The following is a 23,186-nucleotide window of genomic DNA, read 5'->3' as shown; positions in this document are numbered from 1 at the left end:
CTCCCCGATCCACCAACAAAAGGAAAAACGATGAAGTCCTCCTCATTCCGCAAGATCGCCGCACTGACCGCCACCGCGGCCCTGATCCTCACGGGCACGACCGCGTGCGGCCGGGGCGGCGGAGACGCCACCGGCGGCACCAAGATCGTGATGGCCATCTCCACCCTGAACAACCCGTTCTTCGTCGAACTGCGTGACGGGGCCCAGGCCGCCGCCAAGACCGCCGGCGTGCAGCTGAACATCGTCGACGCCCAGAACGACTCGGCCAGCCAGGCCAACCAGCTGGCCACCGCGGCCGCGGGAGCGACCAAGGTCGTCATCGTCAACCCGGTCGACTCGGATGCCGCGGCGTCGGCCGTCAAGGCACTGACCAAGGCCAACATCCCGGTCATCGCCGTCGACCGCACCGTCAACGGCGCCGAGCTGACCTCCCTCGTCGCGAGCGACAACGTCGCCGGTGGGCGCCAGGCCGCCGACGAGCTCGCCAAGTCGATGGGCGAAAAGGGCAGCGTCATCGCCCTGCAGGGCGTGTCGGGCACCTCCGCCAGCCGCGACCGAGGCAAAGGATTCGAGGAGGGCATGAAGGCCTACCCGAACATCACGGTCGTCGCCAAGCAGACCGCGAACTTCGACCGCGCCGCCGCGCTCGACGTGACCACGAACCTGATGCAGGCGCACCCCGAGGTGACCGGTCTGTTCGCCGAGAACGATGAGATGGCCCTCGGCGCGGTGCAGGCCCTCGGTGCCCGCGCCGGCACGGATGTCATGGTCGTGGGCTTCGACGGCACCGCCGATGGCCTCGCCGCCATCAAAAAGGGCACCCTCGTCGCGACCATCGCTCAGCAGCCGGCCGAACTGGGCAAGCTCGCCGTCGAACTCGCCGTCAAGGCGATCAAGGGCACCAAGATCGACAAGACCGTCCCTGTCGAGGTCGTCTCCGTCACGAAGACGAACGTGGGCGACTTCGCCAAGTGAGTTCTTCCACAGCGTCAGTGGTCGTCGTCGGATCGATCAACGTCGACCAGCTGATCACCATCGAACGACACCCTCGGCCCGGTGAGACCCTGATCGGAAAATCGATGGAGTTCCTCCCCGGCGGCAAGGGCGCCAACCAGGCGGTCGCGGCCGCCCAGCTCGGTGCCACCGTGCACCTGGTCGGCGCCGTCGGCCGGGACGCGCAGGCCCAGGTTGCAACCGCGATCCTGACCCGCGCGGGCGTCGGGCAATCGGGCGTGCGCGCCGTCGAAGGCCCGACCGGCCTCGCCCTGGTGACCGTGGCCGACGACGGGGAGAACACCATCGTCGTCATCCCCGGCGCCAACGCGCTGATGGGCGCGGATGCGGTCAGGGCCGGCGCGCGGGACATCGCCGCGGCCGCGGTAGTCGTGTTGCAGGGAGAGATCCCTGCCGCCGGCATCGACACCGCCGCCCGCCTGGCCACGGGGAGGGTGGTGTTGAACCTGGCACCGGTCATCCCCGTCGCGGCCGAGACGATCCGCCGCGCCGATCCCCTCGTCGTGAACGAGCACGAGGCTGCCCTCGTGCTCGCCCAGGTCGACCCCGGCGCGGCCGTCCCCACGGCGGACGAGGACCTGGTGGCCTGCCTGCGTGCCTGGGGCGTGGCATCCGTCGTGCTCACCCGCGGCGCGAAGGGGGCGATCTGCTCCGACGCGGGCGGCACGACCAACGTGCCGTCGCCGGTGGTGTTCGCGGTGGACTCCTCCGGCGCCGGTGACGCGTTCGTCGGTGCGCTGAGTGCAAGGCTGGCAGCCGGCGCTCCGCTGCTGGACGCGGCCCGCTTCGCCGTGCGGGTCGGCGCCTTCGCGGTGCAGGGCCGCGGCACCCAGACGTCGTATCCGACCCTGGCCGACACCCTGCCGGAGGTGCTCGGATGAAGCGCAGCGGCATCCTGAACGCCGAGCTGTCCGGGGCCATCGCCAGACTCGGGCACACAGACCTCGTGCTGCTCGCGGACTGCGGGATGCCCGTCCCGCGTGGCGTTCCGGTGATCGACCTGGCTCTCGTACACGGCGTGCCGCGGTTCGAGCAGGTGCTCGACGCGCTGCTGGGCGAGTTGGTCGTGCAGCACTGCATCGCGGCAGACGAGGCACGGGGAGCCCCGGCCGGGGCCTGGCTGGCCGACCGGTTCGATGAGATCGAATACATCAGCCACGAGGAACTCAAGGATCTCTCCGCCTCGGCGAAGCTGTTCATCCGCACCGGCGAGGCGACCCCGTTTGCCAACGCGGCGCTTGTCTGCGGCGTCTCGTTCTGACTCCCGCCCCGGGCCCATCGCGCCTCGCGGCGCAGGTTGGGGGAGTCGGCTCAGGTGAAATCCTGGGTCGGCCTCCCCGACCTGCGCCGGGAGGCGCAGAGGCGGTCGGTTGCGCAGGCGTGGAGGAGGGCGGAGTAGGCTCGCCGGATGACTGAAGCCTTCCGCCGCCGGCTGCGCGCCCTCCCGGATTTCCCGAGCGACCTGCCGGTGTTCGACCCGGCCACCGCCCCGGCCGACCCGACGGTGTTGTTCAAGGAGTGGTTCGAGGATGCCCTCGCCGCGGGGGTCCCCCAGCCGCACGCGTTCAGCCTCGCCACGGTCGGCCCGACGGGGATGCCGTCCTCCCGGATGCTGATCCTCAAGAACCTGGACGCCCGGGGCTGGCAGTTCGCTTCGGCGCGTACCTCCCGCAAGGGCCGGGAACTGGACGAGAACCCGCAGGCCGCGTTGAACTTCTACTGGTCGCGCCTCGGCCGGCAGGTGCGGGTGCTCGGGCCCGTCTCCGAACTGTCGGCGGAGGCATCCGCCCTCGACTGGGCCGAGCGACCGGCGGCGGACGGCGGGGTCAACCCGGCCTGGCAGCTCTACGCCCTTCGCCCGGTCGAAATCGAGTTCTGGCAGGCCAGCCCCGACCGTAACCACGTGCGCCACCGCTACGCCCTGTCCGCCGACTGACCCGGCAGAACGCACTGACCCGGCCGGCCAACCGGCGTTTCTGCCGCCACGGCGGCACCGCGAGCAGCCCCTCGAACATGCCGCGAGCCCAGCGTGTCCGCCGCCGCATGAACTGCGCAACGGTCGACGGCGCATCCGTGATAGCAACGGCGGTCGGTTCGAACAGCACCCGTCCGCCCTGCTGCAGCAGCTTTCAGGTGACGACGATGTCCTCGCCGATCGCGTCGGGCCAGCCCTCGATCGCGGTGAGGTTGTCGGTGCGGCAGGCCGAGAGCGCGCCCTGGGCAATTCAGGGCTGGGCAATCCAGGGCTGGGAAATCCAGGGCTGGGAAATCCAGAGCGCCGCGCCCGTCCACCTGGCGGCGAAGAGGGCGGACAACAGGAACTTGGCTGCCACGGGCAGATACCAGGGACTGTCGTTGTGCCGAAGTTCCGGCTGTTTCGGGTGCTGGGGCGCGAGGGTGCGCGGGGCCTCGTCCGGGCGGTCGTGCGGGTGGGGCTCTGGGGCTGCGTGCTGGTGCGCGTGTGTCGTGCCGGACATCCCGGTGGCCTCTGACTCCAACGCTCTGCCTGTCCCTGGCCAGTGAACTGCGAGTCCGCGTCCCACTTTCGGGGGCCACGTCGGGTCGGCCTGCCGTCCAGCGGGCACCGCCGGAGGAGGCGTCATCGTTTACAGTGCTTCTATGGGCGCCGCGGGCGCGCGAGGGAGGAAGACATCATGGTCAGACGCACACCGCCCAGCCCCGGCTGGAGCGCCGCGGATATCCCCGACCTGGCCGGCCGCACGGTCATCGTCACGGGCGCGAACTCGGGGCTCGGCTTCGTGACGGCGTCGGAGCTCGCCCGGCACGGCGCATCCGTCACCCTGGCCGTGCGCGACCCGGACCGAGGTGAAGTGGCTGCCGCGCGCATCCGGGCCGCCGCACCGGACGCCTGGGTCCAGGTGCGCACGCTCGACCTCTCGAGCCTGGCTTCGATCCACGCCTTCGCCGGCGCGTGGGCCGACGAACACGTCGACGGCCTCGACCTGTTGGTGAACAACGCCGGCATCATGAATGTGCCGCGGCGGCTCACCGGGGACGGCTTCGAGTTGCAGTTCGGTACCAACCACCTCGGGCACTTCGCGCTCACCGGGCTGCTGCTCGGCTCACTCCTGCGCCGGCCGACCGCGAGGGTGGTGACGGTCTCATCGACCCTGCACCGCCGCGGCAGGATGAACTTCGACGATCTGATGGGCGAGGCGAAATACAGCAGCTGGGGTGCCTACGGCCAGAGTAAGCTCGCCAATCTGCTTTTCACGAGCGAGCTGGCGCGTCGGGCCGACGAGGCCGCAGCCCCGCTCCTCGCACTCGCCGCCCACCCGGGCTACGCCGACACCAACCTGCAGTCGGTTGGGCCGTCGATGCGGGGTAGCGCCTTCCAGCGGGGCGTGTCGGCCCTCGCCAACCGGTGGCTGGCCCAGCCGGCCGAGATGGGTGCGCTGCCTTCGCTGTACGCGGCAACGGCACCAGAACTGGCCGGCAACTCGTTCGTGGGTCCGGACGGGCGGGGCGAGCAGCGCGGCCACCCGCGCCTGGTCGACCGGTCGCTGGCCGCTAAGAACAGCGCGGATGCCCGGCGCCTCTGGGAGGAGAGCGAACGCCTCACCGGCGTGCGCTACGCCATCGGCTGAGTCGGCAGGCTGACTCTGCAAGCCGACTCTGCAAGCCGACTCTGCAAGCGACTCGCCGGTCGCCTGCCGCGGTGCGACCGCACCGCTCAGGCGGCCACCGATTCGGACAGGCCGGCGGCATATACGGGCTCCACCGCGGGCTCCACCGCGGACGGCGCCGCGGCGAGTGCGAGGATCCGCTCGAGCAGTCGCGGAGCGGCGTCCCGCCGCAAGGACAGCAGCACCCGGGCCTCGTGCGGGTTCTGTCCGTTTCGCACGTCGGCGTTCACCGCCCCGTCCACCCGGGCGAAGTAGGTCTGCCCCCGGCGCGGACCGGTGGTCACGTCGACTCCGATGCGGAGCGTCGGCATCCGTTCCGGTTCCAGGTCGCCGGTGGCGAACGCCGCGCTCACGCAGTCGTGCGGGTACATTCGCCGGGTGCTGAAGTGCTTCGCATAATAGGTGAAGCAGGTGCCGAGCATGTGGGCCAGCGCCTGTTGGGTGAGACCATCGGCTGCGGCCAGCGCGCGGCGGTGGGTCTCGTCGAACGAGTGCGCCTGGGTCACATCGAGCGGAACCAGGGTCACCGGCCAGCTGGCCGCGAACACGTCCGCGGCGGCCTCGGGATTGGCGGCGATGTTCGCCTCGGCGAACGTGCCGGCGTTGCCCGGCACGAACACGGCGCCGCCCCTGACCGTCACACGGCGAACCAGTCGGGGCAGCTCTGGGTCGAGGTAGAGAGCCTCGGCCAGGTTCGTCAGCGGTCCGGTGGCGATGATCTCGAGCTCGCCTGGGTGCTCGTGCGCGAGCCGGATCAGGAGCTCTGTGGCGCTCTCGTCGACGGGGTGCCGACGCGAGCGGGGAAGCAGCACGTCGCCGATCCCGTTCTTGCCGTGCCCGTTCGTCTTGTGCGCGGGGGCCCCGTGCCGCGGAGCGTCGAGCGGATCGTATCCGCCAACGCCGACGGGGATGTCGTCGCGGCCGGCCGTGGCGAGCAGGTTCAGGGTGTTGGCGGCGGCGACGGCCGCGGTGACGGCGCCGGCCACGGTGCCGATCCCGGTCAGGCGGATGCCGGGCGTCGCGAGCAGGTAGGCGAGCGCCAGCGCGTCGCCGACCCCGGTGTCGCAGTCGAGGTAGATCGGGGTGACGGGCGTCGGGTGGGTGTTCATCGATGAACCATCCAGTTCTGGGGTCGAGGGGTCATGCGCCGGTCCTCACGGCGGCGCGCAGGATCAGGGAGGCGAGGAAGGACCCCGCGGTCAGCAGGGCGGAGATCCAGAGTGCACCCTGGTAGCCCGCGGCGGAGGCCGTCGCCACCACGGGCGCGACCAGGGCGATGCCGGCGCCGATCCCGATCCCGAAGCAGGCGCCGTTGAGGCCGGGCAGGGCCCCGCGGGCCTCAGGAGGGGAGTTCAGCACCGAGACCCCGTTGACCGCACTCTGGAACAGGCCGAGGTAGCAGATCCCCATCACGATGAGCAGGCCGAAGACGGCCCAACGGTCCAGGGTGAACACGGCGAGAGCGACGGCGACCAGCGCGATCAGGCCGCTGCTCAACCGGAGAGAGGTGATCCAGCCGATCCGCACGGCCAGCCAGCCGGAGAAGATCGCCGCGGTGACACCGAACAGTGCGGTGGGGGAGAGGTAGAGCAGCGCGGACATCGACGCGTTCAGGCCGTAGCCGACCTGCCGGTCCTGGCTGAGCATGATGACCGTGAAGTTGAGTGCTGAGTACGCTCCCGCCATGGTCAGGATGGTGCTGGCCAGGAGCGGCCATACCTGCCGGGAACGCAGGGCGCGGATCGGGATCAGGGGGCGAGCGATGCGATTCTCGACCATGACGAAGGCGACGGCCGTGACGAGGGTTCCGCCCAGGTAAGCGAGCGTCAGCGGGTCGGACCAGCCGGCCGAGGAGGCCTGTGAGATCAGGCTGGTGATCGAGACCAGGAAGAGGGAGAGGATGCCGGCGCCCCACCAGTCCATCGACCCGGCCCGGTTCCGCGGCTCGTCCTGCGGCACGAACAGGGAAACGCAGACGATCGCGATCAGGCCCAGAGCGAGGGTGATGACGAACAGGAACCGCCAGCCGATCGTGTCGGTCACCAGGCCGCCGAGGAGGCCATCGACCCCGAACAGGCCGCCATTGACCGAGGTGATGATGCCGACCGCGATCCCGAACAGGCGGGAGTCCAGTCGCTCGGAGAGCAGGAGGAAGGAGATCGTGAAGGTGGCGCTGGCCGCACCCTGCAGCACCCGGCCGACGAGCAGCATCGGGAGGCTGGGGGCGAGCACGCAGACGACGGTTCCGACCAGGAGCATCGTGAGCACGATCACCAGGCTACGTTTGCGGCCGAGAAAATCACTCCAACGGGAGAAGACCATGCCGAATACGGCGCCGGCGAGGAAGAAGGTCGATTGCACCCGGGCGACATCCTGCATGCTCTCGCCGAGCTGAACCCCGATCGCGGGCAGGGCGGCGGAGAGAAGGGTGGCGTTCAGCTGGAAGGTGAGGATGGCCAGCACCAGAGTGCCGATCAACACCCCGGTGCAACGGGGAGCCCGTGCCCGGACCGGTGCCAGGATCGCTTCGGGGGAAAGCACGAGCATGAACGAACTCCTTCGTTGGAGCAACCACAAGGTCGATACGCCAAGTGTACATGCATGTTATACATGTGCACCAGATCCGCACGGTATACTCATTTGCAACCGGGGGAGACGAATGGATAGACGCACGGAGGCGGCCCTGGCCGGGCCGCTCGAGAGCACCGGCGGGATTCCGCTTCGGGTGGCCGTGTACTCGCGCATCACCGAGGCCATCCGCAACGGCACGCTACCGATCGCGTCTCTCCTGCCGTCGGAGACCGAACTCGGCACCGCGATGGGCGTCAGCCGCACGGTCGTGCGAGAGGCCCTGATGCTCCTAGAAGAGGACCGTTTCGTGCGAAGCCGCCGGGGAATCGGCCGATTCGTCGCCGACCGGCTGCCTCACCTCGGCCTGGCGAAGATCCGCCCGATCGAGGAACTCCTCGGCGAGACGGGTCAGCCGGTGCAGGTGCGGCGCACCCAGAACGCCCTGCAACCCTCCTCTCCGGCGTTCACCGCCGACCTGATTGGGATCCTTCCCGGCGAGCCGTCCTGGTTCATCGAGAGCGTCATCTCCCGCGACGGCGCGCCGATCGCCCTGCTGCAGGAACATCTGCCGGGCGCGGGCCTGGACCGGCTCGGCTCGGTCGCCGTCGCGGCAGTGTCCGACGAGCAGCAGGATGCCCGAAGCGTGCTCTCGGCCCTCATCGCGGTGCTAGGGCCGACCTTCGGGCCCGGTGAAACCGACATCACGATCGGCGTGCCAGGTGCGACCCGCGGCAGGCTGCTCGGGCTTCCCGCCGGTAGCCCCGTGCTCATCCTCACCCAGACCCTCGAACGCGAGGGACACCCGTTCTACCTGTCCAAGGCCCTCGTCAACACGGCCACCGTGCAACTGACGATCAGCCACTCCGCGCAGTCCTGATCACCGGTGCTCGAGCCGATCACCGGTGATTGAGCCTGTCGACATCACGCCGACCGGGCCGGGGCAGGACCTCAGCGCAGCGCGGAACTGCCCTTGGCGATCGACTTGAGGTCACAGACCGTTCTCGGCCAGCCAGGCCACGAGCACCCGTTCGAACTCCGCCGGCCGTTCCACGCTGGGCAAGTGCGCGGTGTTCCGGAAGGTGCAGCCGCTCGCTCTCGGCAGGGTCGACAGCAGGTATTCGTATTGCGCCAACGCCGGGGTGATGTCGAATTCGCCGACCGTGACCAGCGCGGGCACCTCCATGTCGACCACCCGGTTGCTCGCAGGCGGCTCCAGCGGAATGGGGAGCGGGTTCTCCTCGGCGTGTACCACGTTCACCCGATTGAGGGCGTAGGCCGTTGACAGGAACTCCGGGTCGAGGTCGACCTCGGTCCGAAGAGGCCCGATCGCCCATAGGGCGACCTCGAGCCTGGCAAGTCGGTGCCAGTCCTTCGCGTCGAATGCCAGGTCGAGTTCGTCGAAGAGGGCATCCTCCGCCTCGGTGAGCTCAACCTCCGGGAAACCGCTCGGGCCGGACCCGATCGTGACCAGCCCGGTCACCCGGTCGGGGTGCTCCAGGGCCACGTCGATCGCGATCGAACCGCCGCGGGAGCAGCCGACCAGGGTTACCGCGGCCACCCCGAGGTGGTCGAGAACGGCGATGGCGTCGGCCCGGTTGGAGAACGCGACGTCCTCGGTCGTGGTCTGACCGAAACCGCGGCTGTCGAAACGGATGACGAAATGTCCTGCCGCCAGCGCGGCGATCTGCGGGTCCCACATCCGGAGGTTCGCGATGCCGGCGTGTAGCAGCAGAAGGGCGGGCGCCGCCGCGCGGCCTTCGGTCTCGTAGTATAACGACGCGCCTGGAACGGTGAGATGAGGCATGGCTCGAGCGTAGGCGGGCGGCTTCTCCGGCCGCAAGGACCCGGCCGACTATTCGGTTGGCGACCGCCCCGTAGGCTCGGTCGTATGGGTGGTGTGCTGGTCGGGTTCTCAATCATCGGTTTCGTGATCCTGGTCGGCTATCTGATCGAGCGCTTCGGAGTCGCCGGCGCCGGCGCGCACAGGGTGCTCAACCGAATCGCCTTCTTCGTGGCCACGCCGGCACTGCTGTTCACGGTGCTCTCCCACGCGGATGCCCGGGTGCTCTTCTCCTCGTTCCTCCTGACCAGTCTCTGCAGCGTTCTGCTCGGTGCCGGACTCTATCTCCTCGCCGCGCGGCTGTTCTTCCACACCCCGGTCGCCGAGACCGTGCTTGGGGCGGCGTCGTCCAGCTACGTCAACGCGAACAACATCGGCCTGCCCGTGGCCATCTACGTGCTCGGCAGTGCTCGCTTCGTCGCCCCGATCCTGTTGCTGCAACTGCTCGTACTCGCCCCGATGATCCTGGCGGTGCTCGATGTGTCGACCAGCGGTCGGATGTCCGTGCGAGCCATCGTGACGCAGCCCTTGCGCAACCCGATGATCATGGCCTCCGCCGCCGGGGTGCTGGTCTCGATCACCGGTGTGCGGCTGCCCGCCCCGGTGCTGGCGCCGCTCGAGCTCCTCGGCGGAGCGGCGATCCCGATGGTGCTGCTCGCGTTCGGGATGTCGCTCCACGGGGAACGCCTGTTGAGGCCCGGGTCCGGGCGCAGGCTGGTCGCCACCGCCGCGGTGATCAAGGTCGCAGTGGTGCCGGGGCTCGCCTACCTGCTCGGCCGGTTCGTGTTCGCGCTCGACGCCGCGGAGTTGTTCGGGGTGGTCACCATTTCGGCTCTGCCCACCGCGCAGAACATCTACAACTTCGCCGCCCGGTATGAACGGGGCGTCGCGGTGACGCGGGACACCGTGCTGGTCACGACCCTGGCGTCGGTGCCGACCCTGCTACTCATCGCGGCGCTGCTGGCCCCAGGCGCAGCCTGAGGCGTCGCGCCGCCGCCGGATGATCGCGCCGGAGAAGACCTGCCAGGCGAGCGCGGACTTCGCGACCAGGCTCAGCGTGATGTAGGCGCGCTCGCCGCGCAGGTAGTCGCGCCAACCACCAACCTGCCGGTACTGCAGCACCTGGTTGACGGCGAAGGTATTGAAGAACAGGAAGAGCGAAATGATGATCCCGTAGACGAAGGCCGGCGGCGACGCCTCACTGGTGGAGCCGGGAGCGAGGAAGTAGATGAGGATCACGATCCACGGCACCACGCCCACCACGGAACCGAGGATGAACGGGAGGAACTTGCCGCTGCCGGGTGTCTCGTACTTCTCCTGCAGTGCCCCGAACATGATCATCGCGGCGTTGACGGCGAAGATCGAGAACAGCGCCGCGATATCCGTGATGCCGGTGATCTGCGCGATCAGCCAGATCATGATCGACGAGCTCAGCGAGTACTCGACCCAGCGGAAGTAATTGCGGTTCTTCCTCAATCCGGCCGAGTAGCGGGGAAGAACCACGGCGATGAGATGAGGAAATGGAACAGGGCCGACAAAGCCAGGAACGCCACTACCCCCACACCCACGTTGACGTCGAACAGGACTACGCGTTCGGCCGGCAACGGAACGCCGGGAGGCCCGGCCAGGTAGTCGGCGGTGACGGCGAAGGTGACCTGGCTGGTCAGCAGGGTGAGCACGGAGGCGAAGCCGATGGCCTGCACCAGGTGCAGGGAGCCGGCCACGAGGTTGTAGGTCCTCAGACGGGAGATCGCCTGATCAGCGGTGCGGACTTTGCGTGCCAGCGGGGACTCCTCCAGAGTGGATGACGCAGACACTGGGAGCGTGGGTCGGTAACGCCTTTTTGATGTTGAGGCCGTGAAATGCTGGTCCATATCGTCGGGTGCGCGGGCGTTGCGGCGTCGGTTGTCAAGGACCTCGGGTCTGCGAGTGTTCTCGTGCCGACTGAAAATACGACCAGTGCCGTGTTGACGGCAGCAGGCCGGGGTTGCTGCCGCCCGGCAGGGCGGTTCCGCCCGGGTCTTTAGGTTGCCGGTCGGGCTGTGAGTGCGGTTTGCGTGGCCAGGAGGGCTTTGGTTTGCAGGGTGTGAAGCTTCATCAGGTTGTGGCAGGCAGCGATCAGGTCCCACTCGTGAGCGGTTTGTTCCTACCCGTGCAGCAGCACGAATTTGCCTTGCCTGGTGTGGATCTGACCGAACACGGGCTCCACGATTGCTTTGCGCCGCGCGTAAACCGCGCGGCCCTTCTTCGTCTTCAGTTTCCGCGCCATGCGTTCCCGGAGCGTCGCGTTGGCGGGGATTCGGCCTCGGGGAACCTCGGGAACACGCTCGCCATGCTTGACCTGGCCGGTCGCGATGAAGAACTCGGTCCTGCCGCCGCTGACTGTCTCACAGGTTTTGGCGTAGGTCAGATTTGCTGCTGAACAATACCCGGCATCAGCCAAGATCTGGCGCGGCAGGACACCGGTCGTGGTGTGGAGGTTCTCGACCAGCGGCACGACCTGTTCCACATCCACACCAATATTCGTCAGCGTCGTCGCGACGATCACTTGATGATCCGCATCGACGATCGCTTGCGCGTTGTAGGCGTAGTGGAAGGACCCGTCAGCGGTCTTCATGATCCGTGCGTCCGGGTCGGTGAAGTTGCGTTGAGCCTTCGGGGCGACGATCGCATTCTGGGCCGCATCATCGCCCTTCGCCGTGATGCCCTCATCGTTGTCGCCCTTGTCTCGGGCTTTCTTCTCCGCGTCTTTCCGTGCCCGAGCCGCCGCGTCGGCTTCCAACGCGGCGCGGGCTTGGGCGAGTTTGACCAGGCGTGACTGGCGCCGGGCGAGCTCTGGCGGCAACTCATCACCGCGTTTGTCTTTGCCGAACCGGGCATCCTCGGCGTCATCGATCGCGTCGGCGTCAGCGAGCAGGGCGGAGACGGCGAGCCGGGTGCGGAGCTCCGCGATCCCGGCGAGCTGGGCGGCGGTGCGCGCGGCAACGACGGCCGGGTTCTCGGGGGTGTGGGGCGTGGCGTATCCGTCCCAGTCGAGGGTGCGTTCGCGCCTGCGGATCGAGCTGGTGAGGTGGCGGATCTTCCATTCGACGTCGACGGGAGCCGTTGTGTCTGCGGGGGTCTGTGTGTGTTCAAGCATTTTCTCTCCTCCAATTTTTTTGCCTTTCGGCGGTTTCCCCGCCTTCATGGAGTGCTGTCGGGGTCAAGCCCCAAGGAACGGTTGCAGGCCAAAAGTTATGGAGGAGCGCAGCGGGGGGGGGGGGGGNGGGGGGGGGGGGGGGGGGGGGAAGAAGTTTTGGCCGAAACTGTGACGACGGCTTGACGCCAACGGCACGCAGTGAACAATCCCCCAGACGAAAAGCAACAAAGTCAATGGGCGCTGACCTACACAGTCGGGCACCAGAATTCGTCGTTCATCCGCTCGACCAGGATCAGGCAATTCGGGTCCGGGGACGGGCCGGGGCTCGTTGTCCCCTCGTCGGTGTCAGCGAAGACTCAACCGCGTCCGTATCCACTAATGCGACGGAGATGATGCGTCTGCAACCTCGGGGTCGTGGGCAGGCCTTGTGAGTGTCAGGGCCCAAACCTACACTTCTAAACATCGAATATACGTTCGAGCAAAAGTGAGGGAGTCACGCATGCCGCTGGTCATTGACGCCCGCGTCGACGTGGAGCTTTCAGCCGACGGCGACCCGTGCGTATTCGTCTGGAACCGCTTCGAGCACACCATCATCGGACAACCGCAAGCCGTGTTCACCCGCACCAGCTGGTGGGAGAACGCAGGCACATCGACCCGGATCGACACCGAGCTGTGGCGGGTAGATGCATCCCGCGGAGGCGAGGAACAACACCGGTATGACCTGAGGCGAGACGCCGATGGGTGGGTCCTCGCCCTTGACTGGGGATGATGCTCCTCGGTAACTTCCGGGTGGATCCAAAGATCACAGACAGGTGCCGCAACTACGGTGCCAGGTGCGTCCGAAAAGAGGAACCGACATGATCACCGGCCGACTGCAGAACCGAACACCAGACGACATCCAGGTCGATGCGCTGTCCTCCCGCGAGTGGCGAATCTGCGATAACCGAATCGCCCAAGACAACGCCCTCTCACTCATCGGCTTCATCGACAAACACCACGGCATCTATGAAGTCATGGAATTCATCGACCCCGTCGAGCACTCCCACTTCCCCAGCCTGGAAACCGCGATCTCCCACTTCATCACCACGGACCCCTGACCCTCGACACAGCGCCAACCGGAAAGGGAACGCCTTGCGGGCGGTTTCCGTAGTGTTGCAGCTTCCGGTGGCGCACTATCGGGTGGGACCTATCGGTGGACGGCGGCGGATTGTGGCTCGGCCCATTCCGGCTGGTCTGTTCCCCACGGGCGACCGATCCACCTGTAACTATCTGGGCCGCCGCCGATGCTGATCGCGGGCGCGACGCACGTGACGATTCCTCCTGGCGTTTCCGCGTTCAGGGTTCGACTCTCGGATGGGCCGGCTTCGGTTGGCGGGGAGTGAGGTTGGGCGAGGAGCTCTTGAGCTACCCGTGCCAGCGAAATGTCGACGGTCCACCCGTGCCCGTCAAGGTGCCGACGTCGAAGTGCTGACATGATCCCGGCGGCAAGCAAGTACCCGGCGGAATGATCCAGAGCTTGGGCAGGCAAAGCACCTGGCCTACCGGTGGCGTCAGCGTGAATCTGGGCGATGCCGCTGGCTGCCTGGACGATACTGTCGAATCCCCGGCGCTCGGCCCAGGGGCCGCTTTGCCCCCACGCGCTCACCCGGCCGATAACGAGTCCCGGATGGCGTTCGTGGAGCTCGACCGGGGAAAGGCCGAACCGGTCGAGGCTGTTCGGCCTATATCCCGTGACAACAACGGCGGCGTCCTTCAGTAGCTGTTCGAGGCGGTCTCGATCCGGTTTGTAGCCGAGATCAAGGAGCGCGGAACGCTTCCCTTGCCCGGTATCGAGGTACTGCCAGAGGAGTTCCGGCATGCCAGGGCTATCGATGCGCAGGACGTCTGCGCCGAAGAACGCGAGAGAGCGAGTGGCCACCGGCCCGGCGATGACGCGGGTCAAGTCGAGCACACGGATGCCCCGCAGCGGTGCGTAGCTGTCTGCCGCCCTCAGGCTGTGGAGGCCTGCTCCGCCCTGCTGCACGCGGCTGATGAAGGGTTCAGCTTTCAGGGTCTGGGCTTGAGGATGTCCGCTCCAACTGCTCGGGCTGCGAACCTCGCTGATGACGGCGCTAGAGTCTGCGGCCTCATCCTCCAGATCGCGGGCGCTGCGGCGCGAAATCGCGTGAGCGACAGCCTCGGCGGTTTCGGAAGCGTCCAATCTCAGAAGTGAGCGCAAGGCCGACTCGTGGTGGGGATAGTTGGCGTGAGTGCGAACCCAGCCGTCGCTCGAGGCGAAGAAACCGGACAGGGGTGCCCACGCTGGCGCGGTGTTCCCGTTCCACCGGAAGAGTTGGTCACTCCGGTAGGCGCCGGCGACGAGGTGCGGCACAATGCTCACCCGCGGAACTTCGCTCGCCTTCGGATCAGGCTCGCCCGTGCGGACAAGGTGCAGCAGCGAAGCCATGAGCTTGGTCGCCGCGATGCTGTCTGCGGCAAGATCCGCGACCGGCAGCGGCGAAGCAAGCGGCACGGGTCCGGCTGAACGAACGCGATCGCTTAGCTCCGGGAGCTCCGCGGAATCGGAGAGAAACGTGTTGAGGAAGGTGCCCATCGGTTGCCTCCCACAAACCCTCGACCGTTCACGTGGGCGTGAAGCCAAACGGTCATCGGTGGCCCCCATTTTATCCCCACCGCACGGATTCCAATTGATGACATGAGGTCGAGCAATCAGGGGACGGAATCAAGTGGGGCAGAGCCGGCGATAGGCAGGCCCTCACGGTGATGGCGCCTTCAGGGAACCCTCAGCGGGAGGCCAATTGTACATTTGAAGACCTCTTGTACATCCGGTAGGTGAAATGTACGATTGAAGCATGTCGACCACAGTTCCCGTCAGCGTCTCTGATGCACGCGACCAGCTCGCATCGATCATCGACCGCGCTCGCACCGAGCACGAGCCGGTCTTCTTGTCTCGCCGCGGGCGGCGAATCGCGGCTGTTATCGACGTCGACGATTTGGAGCGTCTCATCGAATTGGCCGAAGACATGGCCGATATTCGTGCCGCTGAGGAATCACGTGAAGAGATGCGTCGCACGAAAAGCGAACCGACTCCTTGGGAACAGGTGAAGGTGGACCTCGGCCTCGTATGACCTACTCGGTGAAGATCGCACCAGCCGCTGAACGGCAACTGCGCAAGGTCGATCCGCAGGTCCGACGTCGAGTTCAAGCAGCGATCGACCTCTTGGCAGACGATCCGCGGCCACCCAAGGCGATCCAACTCGTCGGGGGCTCTGGTGAGTGGCGGGTCCGAACGGGTGACTACCGCATCATTTACGAGATTCACGACGACCTGTTAATCGTGCTCATCCTCCGACTCGGACATCGTCGCGAGATATACGAATCCCGATAAGTGAACGCTTAGTGGGCTGGTCTTGTCAGTCGATGACTGCCGCGACGGCTTCGATCTCGACGAGCTGATCCGTGTAGCCCAGAACGGTGACGCCCATTGGCGTGCTCGGTACGTCATGCTGGCCGAAGGCCTCGCGGATGACCGTCCACGCGGCTACGGTCGCTCTGTTTGGAGGATGCGACGAGAACTCGTGTGCTCAGGACATCATCAAGTTGGGCACCTGCCGCGCTCAGAGCAATGGCTAGGTTCCCCATCGCCTTGACGGCCTGCGCTGCAAAGTCTCCGACTCCAGCCGTGCTGCCATCGAGGTTCAACGGGCAGGCGCCGGCGAAGAAGATGAGGCGCGCCTCAGCGGGAGCTGTGGCCGCGCAGGCATACTGCGCCACGTCGGAAAGCTCAGCTGAGCGGATCAGGGAAACGGTTGTCGACATGCCCCACCGTTTTTGAGGACTCGTCGCATGGCCAGCCAGATTCAATCCCCAGGGGAACGTCATGCGGGCCAGTTTGCCCAGATCAATTGCCGTCGTGTTTCCTCGGAATAACCGATGCCCTTGACAAACTCTAGGGCCCGGCACGAACCTGTGGAGGTGACGACACCTGAGAGAAGCCCGACGGCTCTTGTACCTCGCGGGACGGACGATGACGACCTCGAAGTCATTGCTTGGGGCGGTCCTGCCGGGGAATGGCTCGAGACCACCGTGGCGGTTCGGCCGAGTCCCAACCTCGAATACTTCATTCGCACCATGCACCGTGAAGGGATGCGGCCGATGCCGCACGGGGCCGGCATCTCTCTGGATGGAAGTATTCAGGGTGCTGCGCGAACTGCGGTGATGGACTTGTTTCTATCGGCGATCCCGCCGGAAGAGCCACGGCCCGAGTCGATCGAAGTCGTCGAGGAGGCTATGGGCCGCGCAGCCGAACTCGGCGATCAAGTTCTCAACCGCGACGTATGGACGCTGCATCAGCTGCATGTTGACGATCGCGTTTTTGCTCTGCTCGTACTCCGCGTTCCAGAGGGATTCGCTGCGGTTGCCGATATCGGACCGTGCTTCGTCGGAGCCTACGGTCGATCGCAGCCACCGGCATGGCGGTGCACATTCCGCTCAGCCGCAGAACTGCACTCCTCCCTGTGAGTCCAAGTCGATCTGACTCGCGGGGAAACCCCGTACGAATCGCTGGAGGGATTCCGTCGTCTGCAGGGGCGAGACCTGCGAGACTCACCGCATGACACCGCAGACGAGTACTCAGAAACGACGTGCTGTGTCTCCGGTGCTCATTCATAGATCGCCAATCCGCGGCCGGGTAAAAGTTGGACGCAGAAGCTCTGCCAGTCCTCAGTTTCCGCGTCAAAGGAAAGATATTCATGGCTTCTCGAACACCCAGGCTCGCTCTGGTCGTACTTGTCGTGTTGGCCGTCAGTGGGTGTTCGGCTGGTGTTGGCGCCGGCGATACAGCGTCGGATACCGGGGGAGCGATCGAGTTGGCGGTCTCGCAGACGTGCGCTGATGGGGCGGACCCGCAATGCGTTCAGGTCAATGGCGAGAATGTTGTTCTCCCATCCGCACTTGAGCGAGCTGGAGTGAAGGAGGCCACCATCGCCGAAGGTGAGGGACAGAACGCGGTTGACGTGACGTTCACCGAAGGTGGGGCAGTGGTCTTTAACGCCCTCACGGTGAAGGCCGTCCAAGCCGGGGATTCGGCGCGCCTGATTATTAAGATCGGCGGGGAGATACAGGCTGCCGTCGTGGTGATGGAAGCGTTGGAGGGTGATCATGTGCAGATCAGCGTCTCTCCAGACGACAACGCCCGAAAAATCGTAGACCTGATTCACAAAGGCTGAGAAGCGTCGTTGCATCCGGACAGATTCGGGAGAGCGTGGAGAATGAGCTGTGCTGAGCCCAAGTCGTAGGGGTGCCCACAGGGAACCCCCATCGGACCGAATTGGAGACAGGTCGGTGCTGCTGCTTGCTCCCAGTCCGTGACACAGTGGCTTGGTCTCAGTTCTGACTCGGGTCGGTGAGCGGCGTGCTCGAGATCGTTAGTCCCCAGATAACATTTCCCGTCGTGGACACCGAGACCGTTGACTGTCCGTGAGGCTCGTTTGAGTGATTGCCGTAGTGCAACACTGTGTCCGAGGTGCATTGGAATGTGGACGACGTGCCGTCGCTCATGTCGACTGTCACGGTCCCCTTCCCCGCGCAGTCAAGGGCGATCCACAGGCCCTCGCCCTTGGCATCGATAGGACCGCCGAGCGCAGTGTCGGGCAAGCTGACCCATGTTGCGAGAGTCGTCCCTGGTGTGGCCGGCGGCTCAGTTGACTGGGGAATGGACGTGGATGCCGTCGAAGGTTCCGCTGAGGACCGCGTGGAGGTCGAGCTACTCTGCGCGGCATCGGGTGCTCGTGCAGGCACTCAACATTGGAACCTGAAGCACGGCCGTCCCCATGGCGACAGCAAGTCTGCGAGTTGTAATCCGTTCCCCCTCAACGCCGGTCCCGTAATTCGTCTCATGATAGCCATGAGCCGAACCGAAAGCCCCTCCTACTTGCTTGCGAAAGCCTCACCAATGGCGGCGATGTCGCCCAATGGCGTTGCGAAAGTGGGTCAGCCCGCAAGCCGGAAGCAAGGCGGGCCTACGGCTTAGCGTTTGCGACCGAAGAGTCCAAGAAAACTCGGGAAGTTGCCTTTGGCTGTCTGTCGGATGACACGCGCCGTGGGCGAATACAAGCCGAGCTTCGCCTTTGCGCGCTGCTTCACCCGAGTTGGTTTCGTCCACGCTTGGACCTGCGAGATTCCCAATCCGCGCTTCACGCGCCGTTTCGCCGCGGTGTAGCCCGTCAAAGAACGGATGGACGGGGCGCGATAGCGGAAAAGCTTCATGACCGCCAGCATCCTCCCCACGACCCACAACGGCGACCCCGCTTTCGGGCTGAAACAGCGGACCCTTGCACGTAAGCCGGACCTTGTACGGTCACTTCGATTGTGGCGTTGGGATGCGGGGAAGTCCGTTTCCATCAGGGCATGAAAGCGACGGCATCGGCTCTCCTCAGCCATCGGGAGCCGGGGCCTTCGGCGGCGGCCTCGTCGCCGGGGTTGAATAAGGTGCATTTGCCCAGGGACAGGCACCCGCATCCGATACAACCGTCAAGTGAGGATTGCAACGCCTCCAGTTGGCGGATTCGTCGAGCGACGGTCACCGCCCATATCTGGCTCATGTGGCGCCATTCGCGTTGCGTTGGCGCACGATCTGCGGGAAGTTCCGCCAGAGCGTCATTGATCGATTGGAGAGTCAAGCCAACGCGCTGGCCCGCGGCTACGACGGCGAGCCGTCGGAGGGTATGGCGGGGAAACTGGCGTTTGTTGCCCGCCGTTCGTGAGGATTGGATGAGGCCGCGCTGTTCGTAGTAGCGAACGGTCGGCACACTGACTCCCGCCCGTCTGGCTAGGTCGCCGATCGAGAGGAGCTCAAGTGGAGTGATGTGCGGCATAACGGAACTCTCCCACCTGCACGACTTGACCTCAAGTTAGCTTGAGCATCTTGACTGGTGAACATGAAGATCACAAGAGTTTCTGCACAGGTCCGGAACACACGCTCAGCCGCAGAGTTCTTCGAGAATGTCCTTGGCCTCGGCGCAGAAAGTATTCCCGGCGCAGTGGGGGTGAGAATCGGCACGACGCTCCTCGAACTTGTGGAGAACCCTGAAGCTGAAGGTGACCACCACTTCGCGGTCACGATTCCATCTAACAAGTTCGCCGAAGCGAAGCAATGGCTCCAACAGCGAGCGGTGCTTCTCGGAACGCCGCAGTCGGACGAGTTCGAAGGCCCGCCTGGATGGAATGCCCGCTCGCTCTATTTCTCTGGCCCAGACCGGTCGGTGTTCGAGCTCATCATCCGACGTGACCTTGACAACGCGACGACCGGCCCATTTTCCAGCGACGACCTCCTTTGCATTAGCGAGGTCGGCGTTGCCTCACCCAATGTCGTGGCCTCAGCCACGTTTCTCACAGAGGCAGCTGATGTTCCTTCGTATGGTGCCGATCCTGAAAGTTCCTTCAGCCCCGTGGGCGACACGGACGGCCTGCTGATTCTCGTAAGTCCCCGCCGCGCCTGGTTTCCCACCACGGATCGCCTGGCAACCGCAAGCCCGATCGCTATCGATGCGACTGGCCACCGCCCAGGCGTTTTCTCGCTCGGCGTTGGAGGCACGCTCCACATCCGGCCGTCGTCCTGAACCTGCGCCCGTAAGCGGAACCGCTTGCGAGACGGAATCATGAATGCTTGCCAACGGCGGACTTGTACGCTCTGGCTATACTTCGCGTGGTACACACATGTTCCGGGTGGCCCTGACCCCGTCGAGTGGACACCTCACAAGAGAGAATGTTCACTATGGCAAGATCACGTCGGGAGTTCACTCCTGAGTACAAAGACGACGGCGACGGCAATATACCGAATCGAGGACATTGCGGCTTCGCGAAATTTCACGGCGTGGGGACGAGCGGCGGCGAGTCCCAGGTCCAGAGCGAACAGACCAAGAATCAGCCCAATGGTCAACGTCCAGCGCAACGGACTGACGTCCAGCACGAGCGGCTGCGCCGCCGGCGCCGAGGGGCGATGCGCTGATTGGAACTCCGGATGACTCCCGTACCCCAATTCTAGACCTAGATAGGTGAAACAGAATTCGCTAATTTGGATTCATACTCAACGCGTTGTTTGTTGACAAACGTTCAGCCGCTGTGAGCAGTACCGAACGTGTCGTCCAGCGCATCATCGCCGAACTTGTCGGCGCCGGCTATCTCCAGCGGCAACGCGAGGGGCGGCGCAATCGCTGTCGGTGCTCCGGGTCACCCCGTGATGCAGCGCGTGGGAATCGTCCCGGACGGGCTATCGAACGGATGGGATCGGACCGGACGCGGGCTGGCGATTCAGCCAGGGCCGCAGGGCGCGGGTGACCCACGGCATGACCAGGAAGGTCATCACCGGGGCCATCACGAACGTCGTGATGAGGATCTTCGGGAGCATGGCCACGTCGTGCCAGCCCGGGAGCAGCCAGGTCGCGAGGAGGGTGAAGGCCAGGTTCGAAGGGAGGAAGCCCAGCCCGATGCTCACGGTCTGCTTCCAGCGCGGTGGTTGGAAGGTCGGCGTAGCGTCGTCATCATCGGAGACGGGGGCGTCGAACCAGCCCTCGATGCCGGTGCGCTTCTCCACCCGGGCGTCGAGGATGAGATCGTGGCCGTCGATCAGCCAGTGTGCCCGTTCCGCGGAGCCTTCCCAGGCGTCCAGCAGGTCGGAGTTCGCGAAGCGGTAGAGCATGTGCCAGCTCAGCGAGTCCGCGGTGGCGCGCACCCAGCCGGAGCCGAGGAAACCCGGGAAGCTGCTCGCCAGGTCCATACCCTGCTGGGCCCAGTGGGTGGCCTCCTGGATTCGGGTGGGCTCGACCCGGCGGGTGACGGACACGGTGATGGAGGACGCTGGGCGCGCTGGTGGCGCTCCGGCGGCGTTCCCCGGGGGCACGGAAGACATGGTTCCAGTATTGCCGCTGCGTCCGCTCCCACCGTTGCCGGTTCATTTCCGGCTCGTTGCCATTGGCTGGAAGGCCGGTTAGAAGATCATCGGACGGTCGTCGTCCTCGTCGTCCAGGGCCAGTTCGACGACGACGGGCACATGGTCGCTCGGCGCGTCGCCCTTGCGCTCGTTGCGGTCGATGCTCGCGCCGGTGACCAGATCGGCGAACGCTGGCGAGCCGAGGATGAAGTCGATCCGCAGGCCCTCGTTGCGCGGGAATCGCAGCTGTTTGTAGTCCCAGTAGGTGAAGCCCTCCGGAACCAGCGGTCGAACCACGTCGTGCAGGCCCGCGCCTTCGAAGGCCTCGAAGGCCGCGCGCTCCGGCGGCGAAATGTGCGTCGAGACCCCGGGGACCAGGGTGGGGTCGCCGACGTCGCTGTCGCGCGGGGCGACGTTCCAGTCACCCATCAGGGCCAGTGCGAGGTGAGGGTTCGCGGCGAGTTCCAGCCGCGCATGCTCCTCGAGCCGGGCCAGCCAGTCCAGCTTGTAGGCGTAGTGCGGGTCGTCGAGGGAGCGCCCGTTCGGAACGTACAGGCTCCACAGGCGCAGGTCACCGACGGTGGCGCCGAGTGCGCGCGCCTCGAGCGGCAGGCCGGGACCCTCCTCGCCCTTCTGGAAACCGGGCATCCCGGGGAAGGTCGTGGCGACATCCGTCAGCTCGTGACGGCTGGCGAACGCGACTCCATTCCATTGGCTCAGGCCGTGGATGGCCAACTCGTAACCGGCCTCCTCGAACTGGCGTGCCGGGAACTGCTCCGGCTTGCACTTGATCTCCTGCAGCGCGAGCACGTCGATGTCCTCGCGCACCATCCAGTCGACGACCCGGTCGACGCGGGCTCGGATCGAATTGACGTTCCAGGTGGCGATGCGCATGCGCCCAGCCTATTTGACGGATGCCGGGCCGCCTGGGCACCGGTTCCGGTTCAGTCTGGCCGTTGCGCCGGTCACTCTCGACCGGAACGGGAATACTCGGAGACGGCAATGGCAGGATTGAGGAACGACCAGAAGGCAGGGGTGGACCCATGACGGATTTGCAGATCGGCTACGCGGCGATGCTGGAGCAGTTCGCACCGGCGGAGGCCGTTGCGCTCTCGGCCCACGCCGAGGAACGCGGCTTCACCGGCGTGATGGCGGCGGACCACTTCCAGCCGTGGGTGCCGGCGCAGGGCCAGTCGTCATTCGTCTGGAGCGTGCTCGCCGCGGTCGCCGAGCGTACGAAGGGCGACTTCGGCCCTGGTGTCACCGCGCCCACCTTCCGCTGGCACCCGGCCATGGTCGCCCAGGCCTCGGCCACGCTCGCGTCGATGTACCCGGGCCGGCACTGGCTCGGCCTCGGCTCCGGCGAGGCCCTCAACGAGCACATCGTCGGCGGCTACTGGCCTGAGGCGCCGGAGCGCATCAACCGCATGTTCGAAGCCATCGAGATCATCTCGAAACTGTTCACCGCGTCGATCGCCGGCAAGGACGTCAAGCACTCCGGCCAGTTCTTCAAGCTCGAGTCGACCCGGCTCTGGACCATGCCGGAGGTGGCTCCCGAGATCCTGGTCGCGACCGCCGGCCCGGTCACCGCCAAACGCGCAGGGCGGCACGCCGACGGCCTGATCACCGTCGGTGCTCCCTTGGAAAAGATCTCGATGCTGTTCGGCAAGTTCGACGACGGCGCCCGGGACGCCGGCAAGGACCCGTCGACCATGCCCAAGGTACTGCAGCTGCACATGAGCTGGGCCGAGACCGACGAAGAAGCGATGACGAACGCGTTGCACGAGTGGCCGAACGGCGGGATGAAGTTCCCGAAGGGGGACATCCGTTCGCCGTTCGAGTTCGAGCAGATGGCGAAGCTGGTGCGGCCGGAGGACTTCGAGGGCCGGATGATCATTTCGGCCGACCCCGACGACCACCGCGCCTACATCCAGAAGTTCGTCGACCTCGGCTTCGACCGGATCTACCTGCACAACGTGGGGCGCAACCAGCGCCAGTGGATCGATGTGTTCGGCGCAGCCGTGCTGCCGAAACTCGTGCGGTAGC

General features: G+C 66.0%; 27 protein-coding genes and 1 pseudogene. 15 read left to right on the top strand and 13 right to left on the bottom strand.

What is annotated here, in order from left to right; all coding sequences use genetic code 11:
- The first annotated feature begins 30 nt into the window (after positions 1-30).
- From E3O19_RS08320 to E3O19_RS08305, 4 genes are all read left to right on the top strand, one after another.
- Complete coding sequence (locus tag E3O19_RS08320) at positions 31-975, top strand: D-ribose ABC transporter substrate-binding protein (RefSeq protein ID WP_134566874.1); 945 nt, start codon at positions 31-33, stop codon at positions 973-975.
- On the top strand, positions 972-1,895 hold the full coding sequence (locus E3O19_RS08315) for a ribokinase (RefSeq protein WP_134566873.1): 924 nt from the start codon (positions 972-974) through the stop codon (positions 1,893-1,895). Before E3O19_RS08320 ends, E3O19_RS08315 begins: the two co-directional genes overlap by 4 nt.
- Positions 1,892-2,275 carry a D-ribose pyranase gene (gene rbsD, locus E3O19_RS08310; RefSeq protein ID WP_134566872.1) on the top strand — a complete coding sequence of 128 codons (384 nt, stop codon included), beginning with the start codon at positions 1,892-1,894 and terminating at the stop codon, positions 2,273-2,275. The genes E3O19_RS08315 and rbsD overlap by 4 nt, the downstream gene beginning before the upstream one ends.
- Positions 2,276-2,422: 147 nt before the next feature.
- Entirely contained in the window at positions 2,423-2,950 is a 528-nt protein-coding gene (locus E3O19_RS08305) for a pyridoxine/pyridoxamine 5'-phosphate oxidase (protein WP_134566871.1), read from the top strand.
- Between the two features lie 289 nt (positions 2,951-3,239).
- Here E3O19_RS08305 and E3O19_RS08300 read toward each other — a convergent pair whose 3' ends face one another.
- Positions 3,240-3,491, bottom strand: coding sequence for a hypothetical protein (locus E3O19_RS08300; RefSeq protein ID WP_134566870.1), 252 nt, complete (start codon positions 3,489-3,491; stop codon positions 3,240-3,242).
- Between the two features lie 177 nt (positions 3,492-3,668).
- Between E3O19_RS08300 and E3O19_RS08295 the strand changes: the two genes are divergently transcribed.
- Positions 3,669-4,622, top strand: a complete 954-nt coding sequence (locus tag E3O19_RS08295; RefSeq protein ID WP_134566869.1) for an oxidoreductase — start codon at positions 3,669-3,671, stop codon at positions 4,620-4,622.
- Positions 4,623-4,708: 86 nt separating this feature from the next.
- On the opposite strand, the gene E3O19_RS08290 is transcribed toward E3O19_RS08295, so the two are convergent.
- Together E3O19_RS08290 and E3O19_RS08285 are read right to left on the bottom strand one after the other, a co-directional pair.
- Positions 4,709-5,770 carry a nucleoside hydrolase gene (locus tag E3O19_RS08290; RefSeq protein ID WP_134566868.1) on the bottom strand — a complete coding sequence of 354 codons (1,062 nt, stop codon included), beginning with the start codon at positions 5,768-5,770 and terminating at the stop codon, positions 4,709-4,711.
- Between the two features lie 31 nt (positions 5,771-5,801).
- Positions 5,802-7,208, bottom strand: coding sequence for an MFS transporter (locus E3O19_RS08285; protein WP_134566867.1), 1,407 nt, complete (start codon positions 7,206-7,208; stop codon positions 5,802-5,804).
- 112 nt (positions 7,209-7,320) lie between these two features.
- Between E3O19_RS08285 and E3O19_RS08280 the strand changes: the two genes are divergently transcribed.
- Entirely contained in the window at positions 7,321-8,109 is a 789-nt protein-coding gene (locus tag E3O19_RS08280; RefSeq protein WP_134566866.1) for a GntR family transcriptional regulator, read from the top strand.
- 111 nt (positions 8,110-8,220) lie between these two features.
- Here the strand turns inward: E3O19_RS08280 and E3O19_RS08275 are convergent, their stop codons facing one another.
- Positions 8,221-9,036, bottom strand: a complete 816-nt coding sequence (locus E3O19_RS08275; protein ID WP_134566865.1) for an alpha/beta fold hydrolase — start codon at positions 9,034-9,036, stop codon at positions 8,221-8,223.
- An 84-nt stretch (positions 9,037-9,120) separates the two neighbouring features.
- Between E3O19_RS08275 and E3O19_RS08270 the strand changes: the two genes are divergently transcribed.
- Positions 9,121-10,053, top strand: a complete 933-nt coding sequence (locus E3O19_RS08270; protein WP_134566864.1) for an AEC family transporter — start codon at positions 9,121-9,123, stop codon at positions 10,051-10,053.
- Here E3O19_RS08270 and heR read toward each other — a convergent pair.
- The 3 genes from heR to E3O19_RS08260 form a co-directional block, all read right to left on the bottom strand.
- The gene (gene heR / locus E3O19_RS18570) at positions 10,015-10,575 is read right to left on the bottom strand and encodes a heliorhodopsin HeR (protein ID WP_277613018.1); all 561 of its coding nucleotides are present in this window, start codon (positions 10,573-10,575) and stop codon (positions 10,015-10,017) included. The two genes, E3O19_RS08270 and heR, sit on opposite strands and share 39 nt — an antisense overlap.
- Positions 10,545-10,889: a hypothetical protein gene (locus E3O19_RS18565; RefSeq protein ID WP_277613017.1), complete on the bottom strand. Its 345-nt coding sequence runs from the start codon at positions 10,887-10,889 to the stop codon at positions 10,545-10,547. Before E3O19_RS18565 ends, heR begins: the two co-directional genes overlap by 31 nt.
- A 329-nt stretch (positions 10,890-11,218) precedes the next feature.
- Positions 11,219-12,211, bottom strand: coding sequence for a transposase (locus tag E3O19_RS08260; RefSeq protein ID WP_166804519.1), 993 nt, complete (start codon positions 12,209-12,211; stop codon positions 11,219-11,221).
- A 499-nt stretch (positions 12,212-12,710) separates the two neighbouring features.
- On the opposite strand from E3O19_RS08260, the gene E3O19_RS08255 reads away from it, so the two are divergent.
- Complete coding sequence (locus E3O19_RS08255) at positions 12,711-12,980, top strand: hypothetical protein (RefSeq protein WP_134566862.1); 270 nt, start codon at positions 12,711-12,713, stop codon at positions 12,978-12,980.
- Between the two features lie 88 nt (positions 12,981-13,068).
- Positions 13,069-13,308, top strand: a complete 240-nt coding sequence (locus tag E3O19_RS08250) for a hypothetical protein (protein ID WP_134566861.1) — start codon at positions 13,069-13,071, stop codon at positions 13,306-13,308.
- Positions 13,309-13,397: 89 nt separating this feature from the next.
- Here E3O19_RS08250 and E3O19_RS08245 read toward each other — a convergent pair whose 3' ends face one another.
- Positions 13,398-14,804: a CoA transferase gene (locus E3O19_RS08245; protein ID WP_194087915.1), complete on the bottom strand. Its 1,407-nt coding sequence runs from the start codon at positions 14,802-14,804 to the stop codon at positions 13,398-13,400.
- 259 nt (positions 14,805-15,063) lie between these two features.
- Between E3O19_RS08245 and E3O19_RS08240 the strand changes: the two genes are divergently transcribed.
- Together E3O19_RS08240 and E3O19_RS08235 are read left to right on the top strand one after the other, a co-directional pair.
- Positions 15,064-15,339 (top strand): type II toxin-antitoxin system Phd/YefM family antitoxin, encoded by a 276-nt coding sequence (locus E3O19_RS08240; RefSeq protein ID WP_134566859.1) that lies wholly within the window; start codon positions 15,064-15,066, stop codon positions 15,337-15,339.
- Positions 15,336-15,599 (top strand): type II toxin-antitoxin system RelE family toxin, encoded by a 264-nt coding sequence (locus tag E3O19_RS08235; protein ID WP_134566858.1) that lies wholly within the window; start codon positions 15,336-15,338, stop codon positions 15,597-15,599. Before E3O19_RS08240 ends, E3O19_RS08235 begins: the two co-directional genes overlap by 4 nt.
- Positions 15,600-15,624: 25 nt before the next feature.
- On the opposite strand, the pseudogene E3O19_RS08230 reads toward E3O19_RS08235, so the two are convergent.
- Positions 15,625-16,030: pseudogene (locus tag E3O19_RS08230) on the bottom strand (RidA family protein).
- 156 nt (positions 16,031-16,186) lie between these two features.
- Between E3O19_RS08230 and E3O19_RS08225 the strand changes: the two are divergent.
- Together E3O19_RS08225 and E3O19_RS08220 are read left to right on the top strand one after the other, a co-directional pair.
- Positions 16,187-16,732, top strand: a complete 546-nt coding sequence (locus tag E3O19_RS08225) for a hypothetical protein (protein ID WP_134566857.1) — start codon at positions 16,187-16,189, stop codon at positions 16,730-16,732.
- Positions 16,733-16,962: 230 nt separating this feature from the next.
- Positions 16,963-17,439, top strand: coding sequence for a hypothetical protein (locus E3O19_RS08220; RefSeq protein WP_134566856.1), 477 nt, complete (start codon positions 16,963-16,965; stop codon positions 17,437-17,439).
- A gap of 799 nt (positions 17,440-18,238) precedes the next feature.
- Here E3O19_RS08220 and E3O19_RS08215 read toward each other — a convergent pair.
- Positions 18,239-18,478, bottom strand: coding sequence for a hypothetical protein (locus E3O19_RS08215; protein ID WP_134566855.1), 240 nt, complete (start codon positions 18,476-18,478; stop codon positions 18,239-18,241).
- 134 nt (positions 18,479-18,612) lie between these two features.
- Entirely contained in the window at positions 18,613-19,086 is a 474-nt protein-coding gene (soxR, locus tag E3O19_RS08210) for a redox-sensitive transcriptional activator SoxR (protein WP_134566854.1), read from the bottom strand.
- A 63-nt stretch (positions 19,087-19,149) separates the two neighbouring features.
- Between soxR and E3O19_RS08205 the strand changes: the two genes are divergently transcribed.
- Positions 19,150-19,830 carry a VOC family protein gene (locus tag E3O19_RS08205; protein ID WP_134566853.1) on the top strand — a complete coding sequence of 227 codons (681 nt, stop codon included), beginning with the start codon at positions 19,150-19,152 and terminating at the stop codon, positions 19,828-19,830.
- Between the two features lie 650 nt (positions 19,831-20,480).
- Here the strand turns inward: E3O19_RS08205 and E3O19_RS08195 are convergent.
- Together E3O19_RS08195 and E3O19_RS08190 are read right to left on the bottom strand one after the other, a co-directional pair.
- Positions 20,481-21,119 carry a putative antibiotic biosynthesis monooxygenase gene (locus E3O19_RS08195; RefSeq protein WP_134566852.1) on the bottom strand — a complete coding sequence of 213 codons (639 nt, stop codon included), beginning with the start codon at positions 21,117-21,119 and terminating at the stop codon, positions 20,481-20,483.
- Between the two features lie 78 nt (positions 21,120-21,197).
- A complete protein-coding gene (locus E3O19_RS08190; protein WP_134566851.1) occupies positions 21,198-22,034 on the bottom strand; it encodes an exodeoxyribonuclease III in 837 nt (278 codons plus the stop codon).
- A gap of 149 nt (positions 22,035-22,183) precedes the next feature.
- Here E3O19_RS08190 and E3O19_RS08185 point away from each other — a divergent pair, with 149 nt between their 5' ends.
- Positions 22,184-23,185 (top strand): TIGR03557 family F420-dependent LLM class oxidoreductase, encoded by a 1,002-nt coding sequence (locus tag E3O19_RS08185; protein WP_134566850.1) that lies wholly within the window; start codon positions 22,184-22,186, stop codon positions 23,183-23,185.
- Position 23,186: the final 1 nt, after the last annotated feature.

Source organism: Cryobacterium algoritolerans (genome assembly GCF_004402785.1).
GTDB classification, from domain to species: domain Bacteria; phylum Actinomycetota; class Actinomycetes; order Actinomycetales; family Microbacteriaceae; genus Cryobacterium; species Cryobacterium algoritolerans.
This window is presented reverse-complemented; position numbering and strand designations above follow the sequence as displayed.